Origin of the sequence: Enterobacter cloacae complex sp. 418I7 (genome assembly GCF_050030705.1) — a bacterium.
GTDB lineage: Bacteria > Pseudomonadota > Gammaproteobacteria > Enterobacterales > Enterobacteriaceae > Enterobacter > Enterobacter intestinihominis.
This window is the reverse complement of the sequence record NZ_JBLGUU010000001.1, coordinates 2,639,412-2,655,091: the sequence shown is the minus strand read 5'-3', so window position 1 is coordinate 2,655,091 and position 15,680 is coordinate 2,639,412. Positions and strand designations below refer to the sequence as shown.

The following is a 15,680-nucleotide window of genomic DNA, read 5'->3' as shown; positions in this document are numbered from 1 at the left end:
AATAATTTAGCAGGAGTTAACGATGTTTGCAGGTTTACCTTCTCTCAGTCATGACCAACAGCAGAAAGCGGTAGAGCGGATTCAGGAATTGATGGGCCAGGGTATGAGCAGCGGAGAAGCGATCACCGTCGTCGCTCAGGAAATTCGCGCCAGTCATACCGGCGAGCGGATTGTGGCGCGATTTGAAGATGAAGATGAATAACCGGGCTTAAACTGCCGCGATAATCTTAATCTCCACCTTATACTCCGGTTTCATCAGCGTGGCCTGTACGGTGCAGCGTACAGGCGCGTGACCCGCCACTACCCACGCATCCCAGGCTTTATTCATCTCCGCGAAGTCGTCTTTATTCGCCAGGAAAATCGTCGCGTCCAGAATGCGGGATTTATCGCTGCCCTGTTTTTCCAGTACGGCGTCGATCTGCGCCAGGGTGTTAGCGGTTTGCTCGAAGGCGTCGGCGTCCAGATTGGCAGGGACACCGGTGTAGTACAGCGTCTGGTTGTGGATCACCACATCAGACCAGCGGGCTTCGGCATCAATGCGCGTAATTGTCATAAACGTATCCTCGTTATCTTTCATCGTCAGGCGGCAAGACTGCCATATTGTTCCGCCGTCGTCACTATTTGGGGTGGCACCGGAGAGAAGGGGCTGACATAATCCCTGTGCAAAAATACAGTGAGAGAACACCGTGGCAGACGATTTTTCCCCTGAAGGTCAGTTAGCACAGGCAATTCCCGGTTTTAAACCGCGCGAACCCCAACGTCAGATGGCGCATGCCGTCGCGCACGCCATCGACAAGGCGCAGCCGCTGGTTGTGGAGGCCGGCACCGGTACGGGGAAAACCTACGCTTACCTCGCTCCTGCGCTGCGGGCGAAAAAAAAGGTGATCATCTCTACGGGATCAAAAGCGCTCCAGGATCAGCTCTACAGCCGCGATTTACCCACGGTGGCGAAAGCGCTAAAATACAAAGGGCGTCTGGCCTTGCTGAAAGGGCGTTCTAACTATCTGTGTCTGGAGCGTCTCGAACAGCAGGCACTGGCGGGCGGTGACCTGCCGGTACAAACACTCAGCGATGTGATCGTCCTGCGCGCCTGGGCCAACCAGACGGAGGAGGGGGACATCAGCACCTGTGCGAGCGTGCCGGAAGACTCCCCGGCCTGGCCGCTGGTGACCAGCACCAACGACAACTGCCTCGGCAGCGACTGCCCGCTGTATAAAGACTGCTTTGTGGTGAAAGCGCGTAAAACGGCGATGGACGCCGACGTGGTGGTGGTGAACCATCACCTGTTTCTTGCGGATATGGTGGTCAAGGACAGTGGTTTCGGCGAGCTGATCCCGGAGGCGGAGGTGATGATCTTCGATGAAGCCCATCAGCTACCGGACATCGCCAGCCAGTATTTTGGCCAGTCGCTCTCCAGCCGTCAGCTTCAGGATCTGGCGAAAGATATTACCATTGCCTATCGCACCGAGCTCAAAGATACCCAGCAGTTGCAGAAGTGCGCGGACCGCCTGGCGCAGTGCGCACAGGATTTCCGCTTACAGCTTGGCGAGCCGGGCTATCGCGGCAACCTGCGCGAACTGCTCGCAGACAAAAATATCCAGCGCGCGCTGCTGCTGCTCGATGATGCCCTTGAACTCTGTTACGACGTGGCGAAGCTGTCTCTCGGACGTTCAGCGCTGCTGGACGCCGCCTTCGAGCGGGCCACGCTCTACCGTGGGCGGCTGAAGCGGCTGAAAGAGATCAACCAGCCGGGCTACAGCTACTGGTATGAATGTACCTCCCGCCACTTCACCCTGGCGCTCACGCCGCTGACCGTTGCCGATAAATTCAAAGAGGTGATGGCGCAAAAGCCCGGCACCTGGGTCTTTACCTCGGCCACGCTGTCGGTCAACGACGATCTGCACCACTTTACCGAGCGTCTCGGCATTGAGCAGGCTGAATCCTTACTCCTCCCAAGCCCGTTCGACTATGAGAAACAGGCGCTGCTGTGCGTGCCACGCAATCTGCCGCTGCCTAACCAGCCAGGGGCGGCGCGCCATCTGGCGGCCATGCTAAAGCCGATGATTGAGGCCAACAACGGACGCTGCTTTATGCTCTGCACCTCTCACGCCATGATGCGCGATCTGGCCGAGCAGTTCCGCGCGACCATGACGTTGCCGGTGCTGTTGCAGGGGGAAACCAGCAAAGGCCAGCTGCTCCAGCAGTTTGTCAGCGCCGGTAATGCCCTGCTGGTGGCGACCAGCAGCTTCTGGGAAGGGGTGGACGTGCGCGGCGATACGCTCTCGCTGGTGATTATCGATAAGCTGCCATTCACATCGCCGGACGATCCGCTCCTGAAAGCACGCATGGAGGACTGCCGTCTGCGCGGGGGCGATCCGTTCGACGACGTCCAGTTGCCGGACGCGGTTATCACGCTTAAACAGGGGGTAGGGCGACTGATACGCGACGTCACCGACCGCGGAGTGCTGGTGATCTGCGACAATCGCCTGGTGATGCGTCCCTACGGCGCCACCTTCCTCGCCAGCCTGCCGCCTGCGCCGCGCACACGGGATATTAAACGCGCGGTCCGCTTCCTGGCGAACCCGACGGCGGAGTAATTCTTCCCGGAGTGTGTTAAGATGCGCGCCATTTTGTGACTGACCATTGCGAGAGCGCGACGACTGATGCGAATTCTGGCTATTGATACCGCGACAGAGGCCTGTTCCGTTGCCCTGTGGAACGACGGTACGACTTTTGCTCATTTCGAAGAGTGCCCACGGGAACACACCCAACGTATTCTGCCCCTGGTAAAAACCATTTTAACCGAGGGCAACACCGCCCTGACTGACCTCGACGCGCTGGCCTACGGCCGTGGTCCGGGCAGCTTTACGGGCGTACGTATCGGGATTGGCATTGCGCAGGGGCTGGCGCTGGGCGCTGACCTGCCGATGATCGGCGTCTCAACGCTTGCGACCATGGCTCAGGGTGCCTGGCGCATGACCGGTGCCAGCCGCGTGCTGGCCGCGATTGATGCCCGCATGGGTGAAGTCTACTGGGCGGAGTACACCCGTGACGAAAACGGCGTCTGGCACGGCGAAGAGTCGGAAGCCGTGCTTAAACCTGATGCCGTCACCGAGCGCCTGAAACAGCTCACCGGTGAGTGGGCGACGGTCGGAACCGGCTGGCCGGCATGGCCTGAGATGGCGAAGGACACCGGCCTTACGCTGGTGGACGGTAACATGCTCCTGCCTGCCGCCGAAGATATGTTGCCTGTTGCCTGTCAGCAGCTTGCCGCAGGAAAAACCGTGGCCGTTGAACACGCCGAGCCGGTTTATTTACGAAACACCGTCGCGTGGAAGAAACTTCCTGGCCGCGAGTGAATCTCAGTAACAGGAACTGAGAAAAAGGAGTCGCATCATGGCGGTTCAGACTAAAGTTGTACGCTTTTTTATGGCAGGCGCGGTTGCCATAGCACTGAGCGGGTGCGTCACCGTTCCTGATGCGATCAAGGGCACCAGCCCGACGCCACAGCAGGATCTGGTACGCGTGATGAATGCTCCGGAGCTGTATGTCGGGCAGGAAGCGCGCTTTGGCGGCAAGGTGGTTGAAGTGCTAAACCAGCAGGGGAAAACCCGGCTGGAGATTGCCACCGTTCCACTGGACAGCGGCGCACGGCCTGTTCTGGGTGAAGCCTCGCGCGGGCGGATCTACGCTGACGTCAGCGGCTTCCTCGATCCGGTAGATTTCCGCGGGCAGCTGGTGACCGTCGTCGGGCCGATTACCGGTTCGGTGGCGGGGAAAATCGGCAATACGCCATACAAATTTATGACCATGCAGGTGAACGGCTACAAACGCTGGCGTATCGCCCAGCAGGTGGTGATGCCGCCACAGCCAATCGATCCGTGGATGTGGGGTCCACATCCGTATCGTTACGGCTACGGTGGCTGGGGTTGGTACAATCCAGGCCCTGCACAGGTTCAAACAATCGTAACTGAGTAACTTACTGTTATTGTTAGGAAAGAGACAGCGGCTCAGCCGCTGTCTCTGTTTTTTTACGGACAAAACGAAAAAAAAGAGTGACGCGCTTCGCAACCTGCAATCTGAGCAATTAATAAACTGGTACGCTGAGTTAATATAATGTTAACAAACTGTTTATTATCGGGGCTGTGATGACGACGAACACTCATTTCAGAGGTGATGCATTGAAAAAGGTTTGGCTTAACCGTTATCCCGCGGATGTCCCTGCGGAGATCAATCCTGACCGTTATCAATCCCTGATTGAATTATTTGAACACTCGGTACGGCGCTACGCTGACCAGCCCGCATTTGTGAATATGGGCGAAGTGATGACTTTCCGTAAGCTGGAAGAGCGCAGCCGGGCGTTTGCGGCCTATTTACAGGAAGGATTGGGCTTGCAGAAAGGGGATCGCGTCGCGCTGATGATGCCAAACCTGCTGCAATACCCGGTGGCGCTGTTCGGGATCCTCAGGGCGGGGATGATCGTGGTTAACGTTAACCCGCTCTATACCCCGCGCGAGCTGGAACATCAGTTGAATGACAGCGGTGCGGCGGCGATTGTGATTGTCTCCAACTTTGCCCACACGCTGGAAAAAGTCGCTGAAAGAACCCAGGTTAAGCACGTCATCCTGACGCGCATGGGCGACCAGCTCTCTACCGCGAAAGGTACGCTGGTCAACTTTGTCGTGAAATACGTTAAGCGGCTGGTGCCGAAATACCACCTGCCGGATGCCATCTCTTTCCGCCGCGCGCTGCATGCGGGCTATCGGATGCAGTACGTTAAGCCGGAGATCGTGTCAGAAGATCTGGCGTTCCTGCAATACACCGGCGGTACCACCGGCGTGGCTAAAGGGGCGATGCTGACCCATCGTAATATGCTGGCGAACCTTGAACAGGTGAACGCCACCTACGGGCCGCTACTGCACCCGGGCAAGGAGCTGGTGATCACCGCGCTTCCGCTGTATCACATTTTTGCGCTGACCATGAACTGCCTGCTGTTTATCGAGCTTGGCGGTCAAAACGTATTGATCACCAACCCGCGCGACATTCCGGGGCTGGTTAAAGAGCTGGCGAAATACCCGTTCACCGCCATGACCGGCGTGAACACCCTGTTTAACGCGCTGCTTAACAATAAAGAGTTCCAGCAGCTCGATTTCTCCACGCTGCATCTTTCTGCGGGCGGCGGGATGCCGGTTCAGCAGGCGGTTGCCGAGCGCTGGGTAAAACTCACCGGACAGTATCTGCTGGAAGGCTATGGTCTGACGGAGTGCGCCCCGCTGGTCAGCGTCAACCCGCATGACATCGACTACCACAGCGGCAGTATCGGTCTGCCGGTCCCGTCGACGGAAGCTAAACTGGTGGACGATGAGGGTAACGAAGTGCCTCACGGCGAACCGGGCGAGCTGTGCGTCAGAGGGCCGCAGGTGATGCTGGGCTACTGGCAGCGTCCAGATGCCACGGATGAGATCATCAAAGACGGCTGGCTGTACACCGGCGACATCGCGGTGATGGATGACGAAGGTTTTCTGCGTATCGTCGATCGCAAGAAAGACATGATCCTCGTTTCCGGTTTCAACGTCTATCCGAACGAAATCGAAGACGTGGTGATGCAGCACAGCGGCGTGCTGGAAGTGGCAGCGGTGGGGGTTCCTTCCGGCAGCAGTGGTGAAGCGGTGAAGATATTTGTGGTCAAGAAAGATCCTTCTCTTACCGAGGAAGCGCTGATAACGTTTTGTCGCCGGCAGCTGACGGGCTATAAAGTGCCGAAGCTGGTGGAATTCCGCGATGAGCTGCCGAAATCCAACGTCGGGAAGATATTACGACGAGAATTACGTGACGAAGCCCGTGCCAAAGTGGACAATAAGGCCTGAGCTTCACGTTAATCGCCCAGACGCCGGTTAAGCCGGCGTTTTTTATGGGCGCAAACAAAAGAGAGTCCGATTTGAATTACCAGATGATCACTACCAACGACGAGCTGGCTTCGCTGTGCGAGGTGACGCGTGATTTCCCCGCTATCGCCCTGGATACGGAATTTGTCCGTACCCGCACGTACTACCCGCAGCTGGGCCTGATCCAAATGTATGACGGCAAACACGTGTCGTTGATTGACCCCCTCGGCATTACCGACTGGGCGCCAATGCGCGAGCTGTTGCTTGATACCGCCGTGACCAAATATCTGCACGCCGGCAGTGAAGATCTGGAAGTCTTTCTCAACACCTTTGGCATCATGCCGCAGCCGCTGATTGATACCCAGATCCTCGCGGCGTTCAGCGGTCGTCCGCTCTCCTGGGGCTTCGCGGCGATGGTGGAAGAGTACACCGGTCTGACGCTGGATAAGAGCGAATCGCGTACCGACTGGCTCGCGCGCCCGCTGACGGCGCGTCAGCTTGAATACGCCGCGGCAGATGTATTCTACCTGCTGCCGATTGCTGGCCAGCTTATGAAAGAGGCTGAGGCGTCCGGTTGGCTGTCTGCCGCCCTGGACGAGTGCCGCATGACGCAGCAGCGTCGTCAGGAAGTGGTTGCTCCGAAAGAGGCCTGGCGTGACATCACTAACGCCTGGCAGCTGCGCACCCGTCAACTGGCCTGTCTGCAACTGCTGGCTGACTGGCGGCTGCGTAAAGCGCGTGAGCGCGATCTGGCGGTTAACTTCGTGGTGCGTGAAGAACACCTGTGGGCGGTGGCGCGCTATATGCCGGGTAGCCTTGGCGAACTGGACAGCATTGGCCTTTCCGGGAGTGAGATCCGTTTCCACGGTAAAACGCTGCTCGCGCTGGTAGAGAAAGCTCAGCAGCTGCCGGAGGACGCACTGCCAGAACCACTGCTTAACCTGATGGATATGCCGGGCTACCGCAAGGCGTTCAAAGATATCAAAGCGCTGGTGCAGACGGTGGCGGGGGAAAGCAAACTGAGCGCCGAACTGCTGGCTTCACGTCGTCAGATTAACCAGCTGCTGAACTGGCACTGGAAGTTGAAACCGCAAAATGGTTTACCTGAACTGGTCGCCGGATGGCGGGGGGAACTGATGGCTGAACGCCTGAATACCCTGCTGGAAGGGTATCCGCGCTAAAGAATTGTAGCCCCGGTAAGCGCCGCGCCACCGGGGAAATTGCCGGGCGGTACGATGCTTGCCCGGCCTACAAAACCACAAACGGATTAACGCGACTCTTCCGCTTCCGGAAGCGTCACGTTCAGCTCCAGAATCGAAATATCCCCGTCTTTTTGCTCCAGCTGAACGGTGACCATTTCCGGGTCAATCTGCACGTATTTGCAGATCACTTCCAGAATGTCTTTGCGCAGCTGCGGCAGGTAGTGCGGTTCGGCGTCGCTACGACGACGTTCCGCCACAATGATTTGCAGACGTTCTTTTGCGATGTTGGCGGTGCTTTTTTTCCGCGAGAGAAAAAAGTCCAGTAATGCCATAACTTATCCTCCGAACAGGCGTTTGAGGAAACCTTTCTTCTCTTCTTCAATGAAGCGGAAAGGACGTTCTTCTCCCAGCAGACGGTCAACGGTATCCGCATACGCTTTACCCGCGTCTGCCTGTGTATCCAGGATCACGGGCTCACCCTGGTTAGAGGCGCGCAATACGGACTGATCTTCCGGGATCACGCCAACCAGTTTGATGCGCAGGATCTCCAGCACGTCTTCCATGCTCAGCATGTCACCTTTGTTCACCCGACCCGGGTTGTAGCGGGTCAGCAGAAGGTGCTCTTTGATCGGCTCCTGGCCATTTTCCGCGCGACGAGATTTCGAGGCCAGAATGCCGAGAATACGGTCGGAGTCACGTACTGACGAGACTTCCGGGTTAGTAGTGATGATGGCTTCATCCGCGAAGTAGAGCGCCATCAGCGCGCCGGTTTCGATACCGGCCGGGGAGTCGCAGACCACGAAGTCGAACTCCATCTTTTTCAGATCGTCGAGCACCTTTTCCACGCCTTCACGGGTCAGCGCGTCTTTATCACGGGTCTGGGACGCCGGGAGAATGTAGAGGTTCTCGGTACGCTTATCTTTAATTAGCGCCTGGTTAAGCGTGGCATCGCCCTGAATGACGTTCACGAAGTCATACACCACGCGACGCTCGCAACCCATGATCAGGTCCAGGTTACGCAGACCGATATCGAAGTCGATTACGACGGTTTTCTTTCCCTTCTGGGCCAAACCAGTAGCGATGGCCGCGCTGGAGGTGGTCTTGCCAACGCCTCCTTTACCCGAAGTCACAACAATAATGCGTGCCATAGAAATTCCTTGTTAAAAGGGATCAATTTAACGGTTGAACGGTCAAAGCGTTATCTGCCAGCTGCAGACGAGCCGCTTTGCCATAAAATTCGGCTGGGATTTTATCGCTCAGCCAATATTCACCTGCGATAGACACCAATTCTGCCGTCAGGTGAGTACAAAAAATTTGTGCTTCTCGATCGCCGCTGGCGCCCGCAAGCGCACGCCCACGCATCATACCGTAAACGTGAATATTGCCGTCTGCAATCAGTTCTGCGCCCGCACTGACGTGGCTTGTAACAATCAGATCACAGTTTGGCGCATAAATGCGCTGACCGGAACGAACCGGCAGATCAATCAATCGCGTTTTTGTGACTGGGGCTACATTTTGCGCCGAAGGCGGGGGAGCGGGAACGGTTGCAGGCGTTGCGCGCGGGGATTTTTCTCTACCCTCGTTTAACAAGGGCAAACCCGCGCGTTCAATTTCGGCTTTTAACTCTGCGTCTTTGCAGCCGCTTATACCCACGATGCGCAACCCCGTGGAGACGACGGCCTGCTGGAGTCGCTTCCAATTAACCGGCCCCTCAAGGTCGCTTACATTAACGACAACAGGAGCATGCTTAAGAAAAGCGGGAGCCTGCGCGATTTTGTCTTCTAACGCCTGACGAATAACCTCGGGTTTTGCATCATGCAAATGAACCACTGATAAGGTGAAGCTACTGCCTTTAAGCTCGATGGGCGTATTTGACATCCTGGCCTTACTCAATTTGCTATTAACCGCAACACATCGCCGCGATATTCCGAAGAGTATCAGGCATGTTATAGTCAGGAGTATATTGAGGCAAGCAACCACCCATTAATTCAGAGTAAAAACATGTTTTGTGTGATCTACAGAAGTACCAGCCGCGACCAGACCTACCTTTATGTCGAAAAGAAAGACGATTTTTCCCGCGTGCCTGAGGAATTAATGAAAAGCTTTGGCCGACCGCAGCTGGCGATGCTGCTGCCGCTGGACGGCCGTAAGAAGCTGGTGAACGCCGATCTGGAGAAAGTCAAAAAGGCGTTAACCGAGCAGGGCTATTATTTACAGCTTCCGCCGCCACCGGAGAATTTATTAAAACAGCATCTTGAGGTGAGCGGAAAGAAATAAGCCCGGGTCATTCCGGGAACAACTCATCAACCGATTAGGGGTCGACCATGTATCAACATCATAACTGGCAAGGTGCTTTACTGGATTATCCCGTCAGCAAAGTGATCTGCGTGGGCAGCAACTATGCAAAACATATTCAGGAGATGGGCAGCGCCGTGCCGGATGAGCCTGTTCTGTTTATTAAGCCAGAAACTGCACTGTGCGATATTCGCCAGCCGCTGGTTCTGCCGCAGGGGCTGGGCTCGGTGCATCATGAAGTGGAGCTGGCGGTGCTGATCGGCGCGACGCTGCGCCAGGCGACCGAAGAGCATGTAGAGAAAGCGATTGCGGGTTACGGTGTCGCGCTCGACCTGACCCTGCGCGACGTCCAGAGCAAAATGAAGAAAGCGGGGCAGCCGTGGGAAAAAGCCAAGGGCTTTGACAATTCATGCCCGATTTCCGGTTTCGTTCCGGTGAGTGAATTTACCGACGACCCGCAGAATACGCCCCTCAGCCTGAAGGTCAACGGCGAGATTCGCCAGCAGGGGACGACCGCTGACATGATCCATAAGATCGTTCCGCTGATTGCCTACATGAGCCGCTTCTTCACCCTGAAACCCGGCGACGTGATCCTTACCGGCACTCCGGAAGGTGTGGGGCCGCTGCACAGTGGCGACGAGCTGGACGTCAGTTTTAACGGCCTGTCGCTGAAAACCCGCGTGCTGTAAAAGCACCTTGCCGCCTGAAAAGGGCGGCAAAACTTGCATCAACGTGCCAGACTCGTTATAAGGTGCGCTCTATTTTGACGTGTGGACATCCCGATGAACGACATTCCTTTCTGGCAAAGCAAAACTCTCGACGACATGACCGACGCGGAGTGGGAATCGTTGTGTGACGGCTGTGGGCAGTGCTGCCTGCATAAGCTGATGGATGAAGATTCGGATGAGATCTATTTCACCAACGTAGCCTGCAAGCAGTTAAACATCAAAACCTGCCAGTGCCGCAACTACGAGCGCCGTTTCGACTATGAGCCGGACTGCATCAAGTTAACTCGTGAAAATCTGCCGACCTTTGAGTGGCTGCCGCATACCTGCGCGTATCGCCTGCTGGCGGAAGGTAAAGATCTGCCCACATGGCATCCGCTGTTGACGGGTTCGAAGGCGGCGATGCACGGCGAACGTATTTCCGTGCGCCACATTGCGGTGAAAGAGTCCGAGGTGCAGGACTGGGAAGACCACATTATGAATCACCCTAATCGGTGATAATAAAAAACCCGCCGAGGCGGGTTTTTTATTATGCGCAATTTTGTCGGGTGGCGCTGCGCTTACCCGACCTACAAAACTGACGTTGCCGTTTTGCTTTTACCTTCCAAAAAGATCGCGTTTCTTTGGCTTGAACGGCTGGGCAATCAGCACCAGCAGTGCTACCACGAAGTAGGCGACAAAAATGCCCACCAGCCACTGCGGCATCTCCAGCGTCAGAAACTCCCACTGGCGTACAGAGCAGTCACCGGAGGCCACAAACACCTGCGGCAGCCATTTATCCAGCGGCAGCCAGCTCGGGAAGCGGGCGGCAAAGTCGCAGGTCATAAACGGCGACGGGTGAAGCTGCATCTGGGTATGCTCCCAGGCAAGCGCAATCCCTTTCCCGGCGCTGTACAGCCAGATGGCAATTGCGGCATAGCGTAACGGTGTTTTAGGTGCAATCGCACCTACCAGACCTGCGCCCATAATGCCGAACAGCGCACAACGCTCATAAATACACAGGACGCAAGGTTTCAGCCCCATCACATGCTGAAACCACAGCGCGACCATTTCCAGCGCAAAGGCGGTCAGGGCCATCAACAACCATGCTCCGCGACCGCGTGAGCACTGGTTCAAAAATCGCAACATAATCATTTCCCTGGAACATGCTTAGACAGCGCAGTGTAAACGAATTTTAATGCGCCGCAAGTATACCTGCTTGCAACAACCATTGCGTACAGGGAACGAGAGTAATTTTGATGCACAGCAAACCAACAAGGGTAAGCACCAGCGTGTACGGCAGCGCCATCCAGACCATTCTTCCATAAGAAAGTCGTATGAGTGGCGCCAGCGCCGAGGTCAGCAGGAAGAGGAAGGCCGCCTGACCGTTCGGGGTTGCCACGGAGGGGAGGTTGGTTCCAGTGTTGATCGCCACCGCCAGCAGCTCGAACTGTTCACTGCTGACAATCCCTTGCTCCATCGCGGCTTTGGCCTCATTGATGTATACCGTCCCGACAAAGACGTTATCGGATATAGAAGACAACAGACCGTTAAACAAATAGAACAGCGTTAGCTGCGAATCTGGCGTGGCCTGAAGCACAAACGCGATGATTGGCGCGAACAGATGTTGGTCAATAATCACCGCCACGACGGCGAAAAACACCGCCAGCAGGGCGGTAAACGGCAGCGCTTCGGTAAAGGCTTTTCCGATAGCATGTTCGTCCGTGACGCCGCTCAGGCTGGTTGCCAGAATAATTACCGACAGACCAATCAGCCCCACCTCGGCAAGGTGGAAGGCCAGCGCAGCGATAAGCCACACGCCGATGATGCCCTGTGCAATCAGGCGCAGCGTCTCCTGGCGCGTGCGTTGTTTGCGGCTCTGCTCGTCAAACTTATGCAGCTCCTGACGGACCTGATCGGGCAACTTCGCGCCATACCCAAAAAGGTTGAATTTTTCGACCAGCACGCAGGTCGCTAAGCCGCAGATCAGAACGGGCACGCTGACCGGCGCCATGCGCAGGAAAAATTCGCCAAAATGCCACTCAGCCGCTTTGGCGATAATCAGGTTTTGCGGCTCTCCGACCATTGTCATCACGCCGCCCAGCGCCGTCCCCACGCCCGCATGCATCATCAGGCTGCGCAGAAACGCGCGGAACTGCTCGAGCACATCGCGGTTGTGCGCCTCAACGTGGCTGTCGTCCTGTAAGTTATCGCCAGGACGAGACGAAGCGACCCGGTGGTAAATACCGTAAAAGCCGACGGCGACGCTGATCACCACCGCCACAACCGTCAGCGCATCCAGGAAGGCAGAGAGGAAAGCCGCGGCGAGGCAAAACGCCAGCGAGAGCAGCGTTTTCGACGGAATGCTCAGCAGCAGACGGGTGAAGATAAACAGCAGAAGCTGCTTCATAAAGTAGATCCCCGCCACCATGAAGATCAGCAGTAGCAGGACTTCAAGATTCGACGCAATCTCGTTTTTAACATGCTCCGCGCTGGTCATTCCAATGACCACGGCTTCCAGCGCCAGCAGCCCGCCGGGCAACAGCGGATAGCACTTCAATGCCATCGCCAGGGTAAAGATAAACTCGGCGACCAACATCCACCCGGCAACGAAGGGATCCAGCAAAAAGATAACGGGATTAACGACCAGGAATACCAGTAGAGTGAGTTTGTACCAGTCAGGTGACTGACCTAAAAAGTTGCGCCACAGCGCGCGCCCAAATGAAATTTCCACGACAGACGTCCTTTCCCCGTCAAATAAGACAAGACATCAGTATACGCAAAAACGGCGGCGGAGAGGGGGATAAAGCCATTTTGTAAATTTCATAAAAATGAAACGGCGATCCCTCTTTTCTGTCTCTGCTGCGCTATCTGCCTCTGCGCGCCTCTGGTATGATGAGTGCAATTTGCTAAAGCTGTGTAATGGAAATCTCACTATGGTCATTAAGGCGCAGAGCCCGGCGGGTTTCGCGGAAGAGTACATCATTGAAAGCATCTGGAATAATCGTTTCCCTGCGGGATCAATTCTACCTGCTGAACGCGAACTCTCTGAACTGATTGGCGTCACCCGTACCACGCTGCGAGAAGTGCTCCAGCGTCTGGCGCGCGATGGCTGGTTGACGATACAGCATGGCAAACCCACTAAGGTGAATAACTTCTGGGAAACGTCCGGGCTGAATATTCTGGAAACGCTGGCGCGTCTCGATCACGAAAGCGTACCACAGCTGATTGACAATCTGCTTTCGGTGCGCACCAACATCGCTACCATTTTCATCCGCACCGCGTTTCGTCAGCATCCTGAAGATGCGCTGAAGGTGCTTGCCACCGCCAATGAGGTGGAAGACCACGCGGATGCCTTTGCGACCCTCGACTACAACGTGTTCCGCGGTCTGGCGTTTGCTTCCGGCAATCCGGTTTACGGTCTGATCCTGAATGGAATGAAAGGGTTATATACACGCATTGGTCGTCACTACTTTGCCAACCCTGAAGCCCGCAGCCTGGCGCTCGGCTTTTACCATAAACTGAGCAAGCTCTGCACCGAAGGGCTGCACGATCAGGTCTATGAAACGGTGCGTCGTTATGGCCACGACTCCGGTGAAATCTGGCACCGAATGCAGAAAACCCTGCCGGGCGATCTGGCGATTCAGGGCCGGTAAAAGAAAAAACCTCTCTATTGAGAGGATTTTTTTCGCCCGGTGGCGCTTCGCTTACCGGGCCTACAAAACCCGTAGGCCGGGTAAGGCGTAGCCGCCACCCGGCTAAAACGCACTACAGCGTATTCATCCGCGCCGGACACCGCTCCAGCAGCTCCACGCTGCCATCTTCATTCTGCTGCTCCAGCGACACGTCAAATCCCCACAGGCGATGCACATGCTTCAGCACTTCCTTACGCCCCTTATCCAGCGGCGCGCGGTTGTGAGGGATATAGCGCAGCGTCAAAGAGCGGTCACCGCGCAGATCCACATTCCAGACCTGAATGTTCGGTTCAAGATTGCTCAGGTTGTACTGAGACGACAGGCGCGAGCGGATCTCACGATAGCCCTCTTCGTTGTGGATCGCAGAGATCTCCAGGTAGTTGTTGCGGTCATCATCCAGTACGGTGAAGAAGCGGAAATCACGCATGATCTTCGGCGACATGAACTGGCTGATAAAGCTCTCATCCTTAAAATCACGCATCGCGAAGTGCAGCGTTTCCAGCCAGTCAGAACCGGCAATATCCGGGAACCAGTATTTGTCCTCTTCGGTGGGCGACTGGCAGATACGCTTGATATCCTGGAACATGGCAAAGCCGAGTGCGTACGGGTTAATGCCGCTGTACCACGGGCTGTTATACGCTGGCTGGAATACCACGTTGGTGTGGCTGTGCAGAAACTCCATCATAAACCGCTCGGTGACTTTTCCTTCGTCATACAGGTGGTTAAGAATGGTGTAGTGCCAGAAGGTCGCCCAGCCTTCGTTCATCACCTGGGTCTGCTTCTGAGGATAGAAATACTGGCTCACCTTGCGCACGATGCGCAAGATCTCACGCTGCCACGGCTCCAGCAGTGGGGCGTTCTTCTCCATAAAGTAGAGCAGGTTTTCCTGCGGCTCGGAAGGGTAACGACGCGCCTCGGCGACGGTTTTCTCCTCCTCACGTTTCGGCAGGGTGCGCCACAGCATATTCACCTGGCTTTGCAGATACTCCTCGCGGCTCTTCTGCCGGGCTTTCTCTTCCTGCAATGAGATCTTCTGCGGACGCTTATAGCGGTCAACGCCGTAATTCATCAGCGCGTGGCAGGAGTCCAGTAGCTTCTCTACCTCGTCCACGCCGTAGCGCTCTTCGCAGTCGGTAATGTATTTGCGGGCGAAGATCAGGTAATCGACGATGGAGCTGGCGTCCGTCCAGCTGCGGAACAGATAGTTATTTTTGAAGAACGAGTTATGTCCATAGCAAGCGTGCGCCATCACCAGCGCCTGCATGGTAATGGTGTTCTCCTCCATCAGATAGGCAATACACGGGTTAGAGTTAATAACGATTTCATACGCCAGCCCCTGCTGTCCGTGCTTATACAGTCGCTCCGTTTCAATGAATTTTTTACCAAACGACCAGTGCGGATAGTTAATCGGCATCCCGACGCTGGAGTAAGCGTCCATCATCTGTTCCGAGGTGATGACTTCAATCTGATGGGGATAGGTGTCCAGACGATAGAGTTTGGCCACCCGGTCGATCTCCGCCAGGTAGACATCCAGCAACTCGAAGGTCCAGTCGGGTCCATCGCTCAGACGGGTGCTGTCCCTTGACATGGAATCTAGTGTAGCCATTAGCGCGCCCTCGTTGTTGGTCGCTCTCTCTGACTGGAGAGCCTCCTTTCAAGCATAGATCACCCCATTCAAATACGCGGGGCGCAGAAATTTTTTCTTTGCGATTTCCCGTTTTCGATACGGCAAAAAAAGCGGTGCTCGCAGAATTTTCTACTGGTTAAAAATAACGCGCAGCAGGAGATCCCAAATAAGCGCCATCCCCTGATACAGCGGGATATGTGAGTTGAGTCACCATAAAAAAGTCATATGTTGAATAATATTTTCAGCTAGGTTATCAATCTGTAATTAGATGA

The 15,680-nt window shown here is 55.7% G+C and carries 17 protein-coding genes; 10 read left to right on the top strand and 7 right to left on the bottom strand.

The window, feature by feature from the left end; all coding sequences use genetic code 11:
• Positions 1 to 22: 22 nt before the first annotated feature.
• Positions 23 to 202 (top strand): YoaH family protein, encoded by a 180-nt coding sequence (locus tag ACQG0S_RS12725; RefSeq protein WP_022648441.1) that lies wholly within the window; start codon positions 23 to 25, stop codon positions 200 to 202.
• A gap of 6 nt (positions 203 to 208) precedes the next feature.
• Here ACQG0S_RS12725 and ACQG0S_RS12720 read toward each other — a convergent pair whose 3' ends face one another.
• Positions 209 to 553: a RidA family protein gene (locus ACQG0S_RS12720; protein ID WP_022648440.1), complete on the bottom strand. Its 345-nt coding sequence runs from the start codon at positions 551 to 553 to the stop codon at positions 209 to 211.
• 133 nt (positions 554 to 686) lie between these two features.
• Between ACQG0S_RS12720 and ACQG0S_RS12715 the strand changes: the two genes are divergently transcribed.
• The 5 genes from ACQG0S_RS12715 (at position 687) to rnd (ending at position 7,066) form a co-directional block, all read left to right on the top strand.
• Positions 687 to 2,597, top strand: a complete 1,911-nt coding sequence (locus ACQG0S_RS12715) for an ATP-dependent DNA helicase (protein WP_023303884.1) — start codon at positions 687 to 689, stop codon at positions 2,595 to 2,597.
• A 66-nt stretch (positions 2,598 to 2,663) separates the two neighbouring features.
• Entirely contained in the window at positions 2,664 to 3,359 is a 696-nt protein-coding gene (tsaB, locus tag ACQG0S_RS12710; protein WP_022648438.1) for a tRNA (adenosine(37)-N6)-threonylcarbamoyltransferase complex dimerization subunit type 1 TsaB, read from the top strand.
• A gap of 37 nt (positions 3,360 to 3,396) precedes the next feature.
• Complete coding sequence (locus ACQG0S_RS12705) at positions 3,397 to 3,978, top strand: Slp family lipoprotein (RefSeq protein ID WP_023300347.1); 582 nt, start codon at positions 3,397 to 3,399, stop codon at positions 3,976 to 3,978.
• 203 nt (positions 3,979 to 4,181) lie between these two features.
• Positions 4,182 to 5,867: a long-chain-fatty-acid--CoA ligase FadD gene (gene fadD / locus ACQG0S_RS12700; RefSeq protein WP_074132809.1), complete on the top strand. Its 1,686-nt coding sequence runs from the start codon at positions 4,182 to 4,184 to the stop codon at positions 5,865 to 5,867.
• Positions 5,868 to 5,950: 83 nt separating this feature from the next.
• Positions 5,951 to 7,066, top strand: coding sequence for a ribonuclease D (gene rnd / locus ACQG0S_RS12695; protein WP_157858534.1), 1,116 nt, complete (start codon positions 5,951 to 5,953; stop codon positions 7,064 to 7,066).
• A gap of 86 nt (positions 7,067 to 7,152) precedes the next feature.
• On the opposite strand, the gene minE is transcribed toward rnd, so the two are convergent.
• Genes minE through minC form a run of 3 tightly spaced genes read right to left on the bottom strand, consistent with a single transcriptional unit; the run spans position 7,153 to position 8,965 of the window.
• Positions 7,153 to 7,419, bottom strand: coding sequence for a cell division topological specificity factor MinE (minE, locus tag ACQG0S_RS12690; RefSeq protein WP_003859937.1), 267 nt, complete (start codon positions 7,417 to 7,419; stop codon positions 7,153 to 7,155).
• A gap of 3 nt (positions 7,420 to 7,422) precedes the next feature.
• Entirely contained in the window at positions 7,423 to 8,235 is an 813-nt protein-coding gene (gene minD / locus ACQG0S_RS12685) for a septum site-determining protein MinD (protein ID WP_003859938.1), read from the bottom strand.
• A gap of 22 nt (positions 8,236 to 8,257) precedes the next feature.
• Positions 8,258 to 8,965 carry a septum site-determining protein MinC gene (minC, locus tag ACQG0S_RS12680; RefSeq protein ID WP_023300345.1) on the bottom strand — a complete coding sequence of 236 codons (708 nt, stop codon included), beginning with the start codon at positions 8,963 to 8,965 and terminating at the stop codon, positions 8,258 to 8,260.
• 123 nt (positions 8,966 to 9,088) lie between these two features.
• On the opposite strand from minC, the gene ACQG0S_RS12675 reads away from it, so the two are divergent.
• The 3 genes from ACQG0S_RS12675 to ACQG0S_RS12665 all read left to right on the top strand — a co-directional run bounded on the left by ACQG0S_RS12675 (position 9,089) and on the right by ACQG0S_RS12665 (position 10,605).
• Positions 9,089 to 9,364 (top strand): YcgL domain-containing protein, encoded by a 276-nt coding sequence (locus tag ACQG0S_RS12675; RefSeq protein ID WP_006810982.1) that lies wholly within the window; start codon positions 9,089 to 9,091, stop codon positions 9,362 to 9,364.
• Between the two features lie 47 nt (positions 9,365 to 9,411).
• A complete protein-coding gene (locus ACQG0S_RS12670; protein ID WP_022648433.1) occupies positions 9,412 to 10,071 on the top strand; it encodes a fumarylacetoacetate hydrolase family protein in 660 nt (219 codons plus the stop codon).
• Between the two features lie 93 nt (positions 10,072 to 10,164).
• Positions 10,165 to 10,605, top strand: coding sequence for a YcgN family cysteine cluster protein (locus ACQG0S_RS12665; RefSeq protein WP_022648432.1), 441 nt, complete (start codon positions 10,165 to 10,167; stop codon positions 10,603 to 10,605).
• A gap of 99 nt (positions 10,606 to 10,704) precedes the next feature.
• Here ACQG0S_RS12665 and dsbB read toward each other — a convergent pair whose 3' ends face one another.
• Both dsbB and nhaB read right to left on the bottom strand, forming a co-directional pair.
• Positions 10,705 to 11,235 carry a disulfide bond formation protein DsbB gene (gene dsbB, locus ACQG0S_RS12660; RefSeq protein WP_032622423.1) on the bottom strand — a complete coding sequence of 177 codons (531 nt, stop codon included), beginning with the start codon at positions 11,233 to 11,235 and terminating at the stop codon, positions 10,705 to 10,707.
• A gap of 46 nt (positions 11,236 to 11,281) precedes the next feature.
• On the bottom strand, positions 11,282 to 12,820 hold the full coding sequence (gene nhaB / locus ACQG0S_RS12655) for a Na(+)/H(+) antiporter NhaB (RefSeq protein ID WP_045308313.1): 1,539 nt from the start codon (positions 12,818 to 12,820) through the stop codon (positions 11,282 to 11,284).
• A gap of 202 nt (positions 12,821 to 13,022) precedes the next feature.
• Here nhaB and fadR point away from each other — a divergent pair, with 202 nt between their 5' ends.
• Positions 13,023 to 13,742: a fatty acid metabolism transcriptional regulator FadR gene (fadR, locus tag ACQG0S_RS12650; RefSeq protein WP_003859951.1), complete on the top strand. Its 720-nt coding sequence runs from the start codon at positions 13,023 to 13,025 to the stop codon at positions 13,740 to 13,742.
• A 112-nt stretch (positions 13,743 to 13,854) separates the two neighbouring features.
• Here the strand turns inward: fadR and ACQG0S_RS12645 are convergent, their stop codons facing one another.
• Complete coding sequence (locus ACQG0S_RS12645; protein ID WP_048966754.1) at positions 13,855 to 15,387, bottom strand: SpoVR family protein; 1,533 nt, start codon at positions 15,385 to 15,387, stop codon at positions 13,855 to 13,857.
• Positions 15,388 to 15,680 lie beyond the last annotated feature (293 nt).

Excerpts from the sequence above, each read along its gene's own strand:
- ACQG0S_RS12725 (WP_022648441.1), top strand. The coding sequence starts at position 23 with ATGTTTGCAGGTTTACCTTCTCTCAGTCATGACCAACAGCAGAAAGCG.
- ACQG0S_RS12720 (WP_022648440.1), bottom strand. The coding sequence starts at position 553 with ATGACAATTACGCGCATTGATGCCGAAGCCCGCTGGTCTGATGTGGTG.
- tsaB (WP_022648438.1), top strand. The coding sequence starts at position 2,664 with ATGCGAATTCTGGCTATTGATACCGCGACAGAGGCCTGTTCCGTTGCC.
- ACQG0S_RS12705 (WP_023300347.1), top strand. The coding sequence starts at position 3,397 with ATGGCGGTTCAGACTAAAGTTGTACGCTTTTTTATGGCAGGCGCGGTT.
- rnd (WP_157858534.1), top strand. The coding sequence starts at position 5,951 with ATGATCACTACCAACGACGAGCTGGCTTCGCTGTGCGAGGTGACGCGT.
- minE (WP_003859937.1), bottom strand. The coding sequence starts at position 7,419 with ATGGCATTACTGGACTTTTTTCTCTCGCGGAAAAAAAGCACCGCCAAC.
- minD (WP_003859938.1), bottom strand. The coding sequence starts at position 8,235 with ATGGCACGCATTATTGTTGTGACTTCGGGTAAAGGAGGCGTTGGCAAG.
- minC (WP_023300345.1), bottom strand. The coding sequence starts at position 8,965 with ATGTCAAATACGCCCATCGAGCTTAAAGGCAGTAGCTTCACCTTATCA.
- ACQG0S_RS12675 (WP_006810982.1), top strand. The coding sequence starts at position 9,089 with ATGTTTTGTGTGATCTACAGAAGTACCAGCCGCGACCAGACCTACCTT.
- ACQG0S_RS12670 (WP_022648433.1), top strand. The coding sequence starts at position 9,412 with ATGTATCAACATCATAACTGGCAAGGTGCTTTACTGGATTATCCCGTC.
- ACQG0S_RS12665 (WP_022648432.1), top strand. The coding sequence starts at position 10,165 with ATGAACGACATTCCTTTCTGGCAAAGCAAAACTCTCGACGACATGACC.
- dsbB (WP_032622423.1), bottom strand. The coding sequence starts at position 11,235 with ATGTTGCGATTTTTGAACCAGTGCTCACGCGGTCGCGGAGCATGGTTG.
- fadR (WP_003859951.1), top strand. The coding sequence starts at position 13,023 with ATGGTCATTAAGGCGCAGAGCCCGGCGGGTTTCGCGGAAGAGTACATC.
- ACQG0S_RS12645 (WP_048966754.1), bottom strand. The coding sequence starts at position 15,387 with ATGGCTACACTAGATTCCATGTCAAGGGACAGCACCCGTCTGAGCGAT.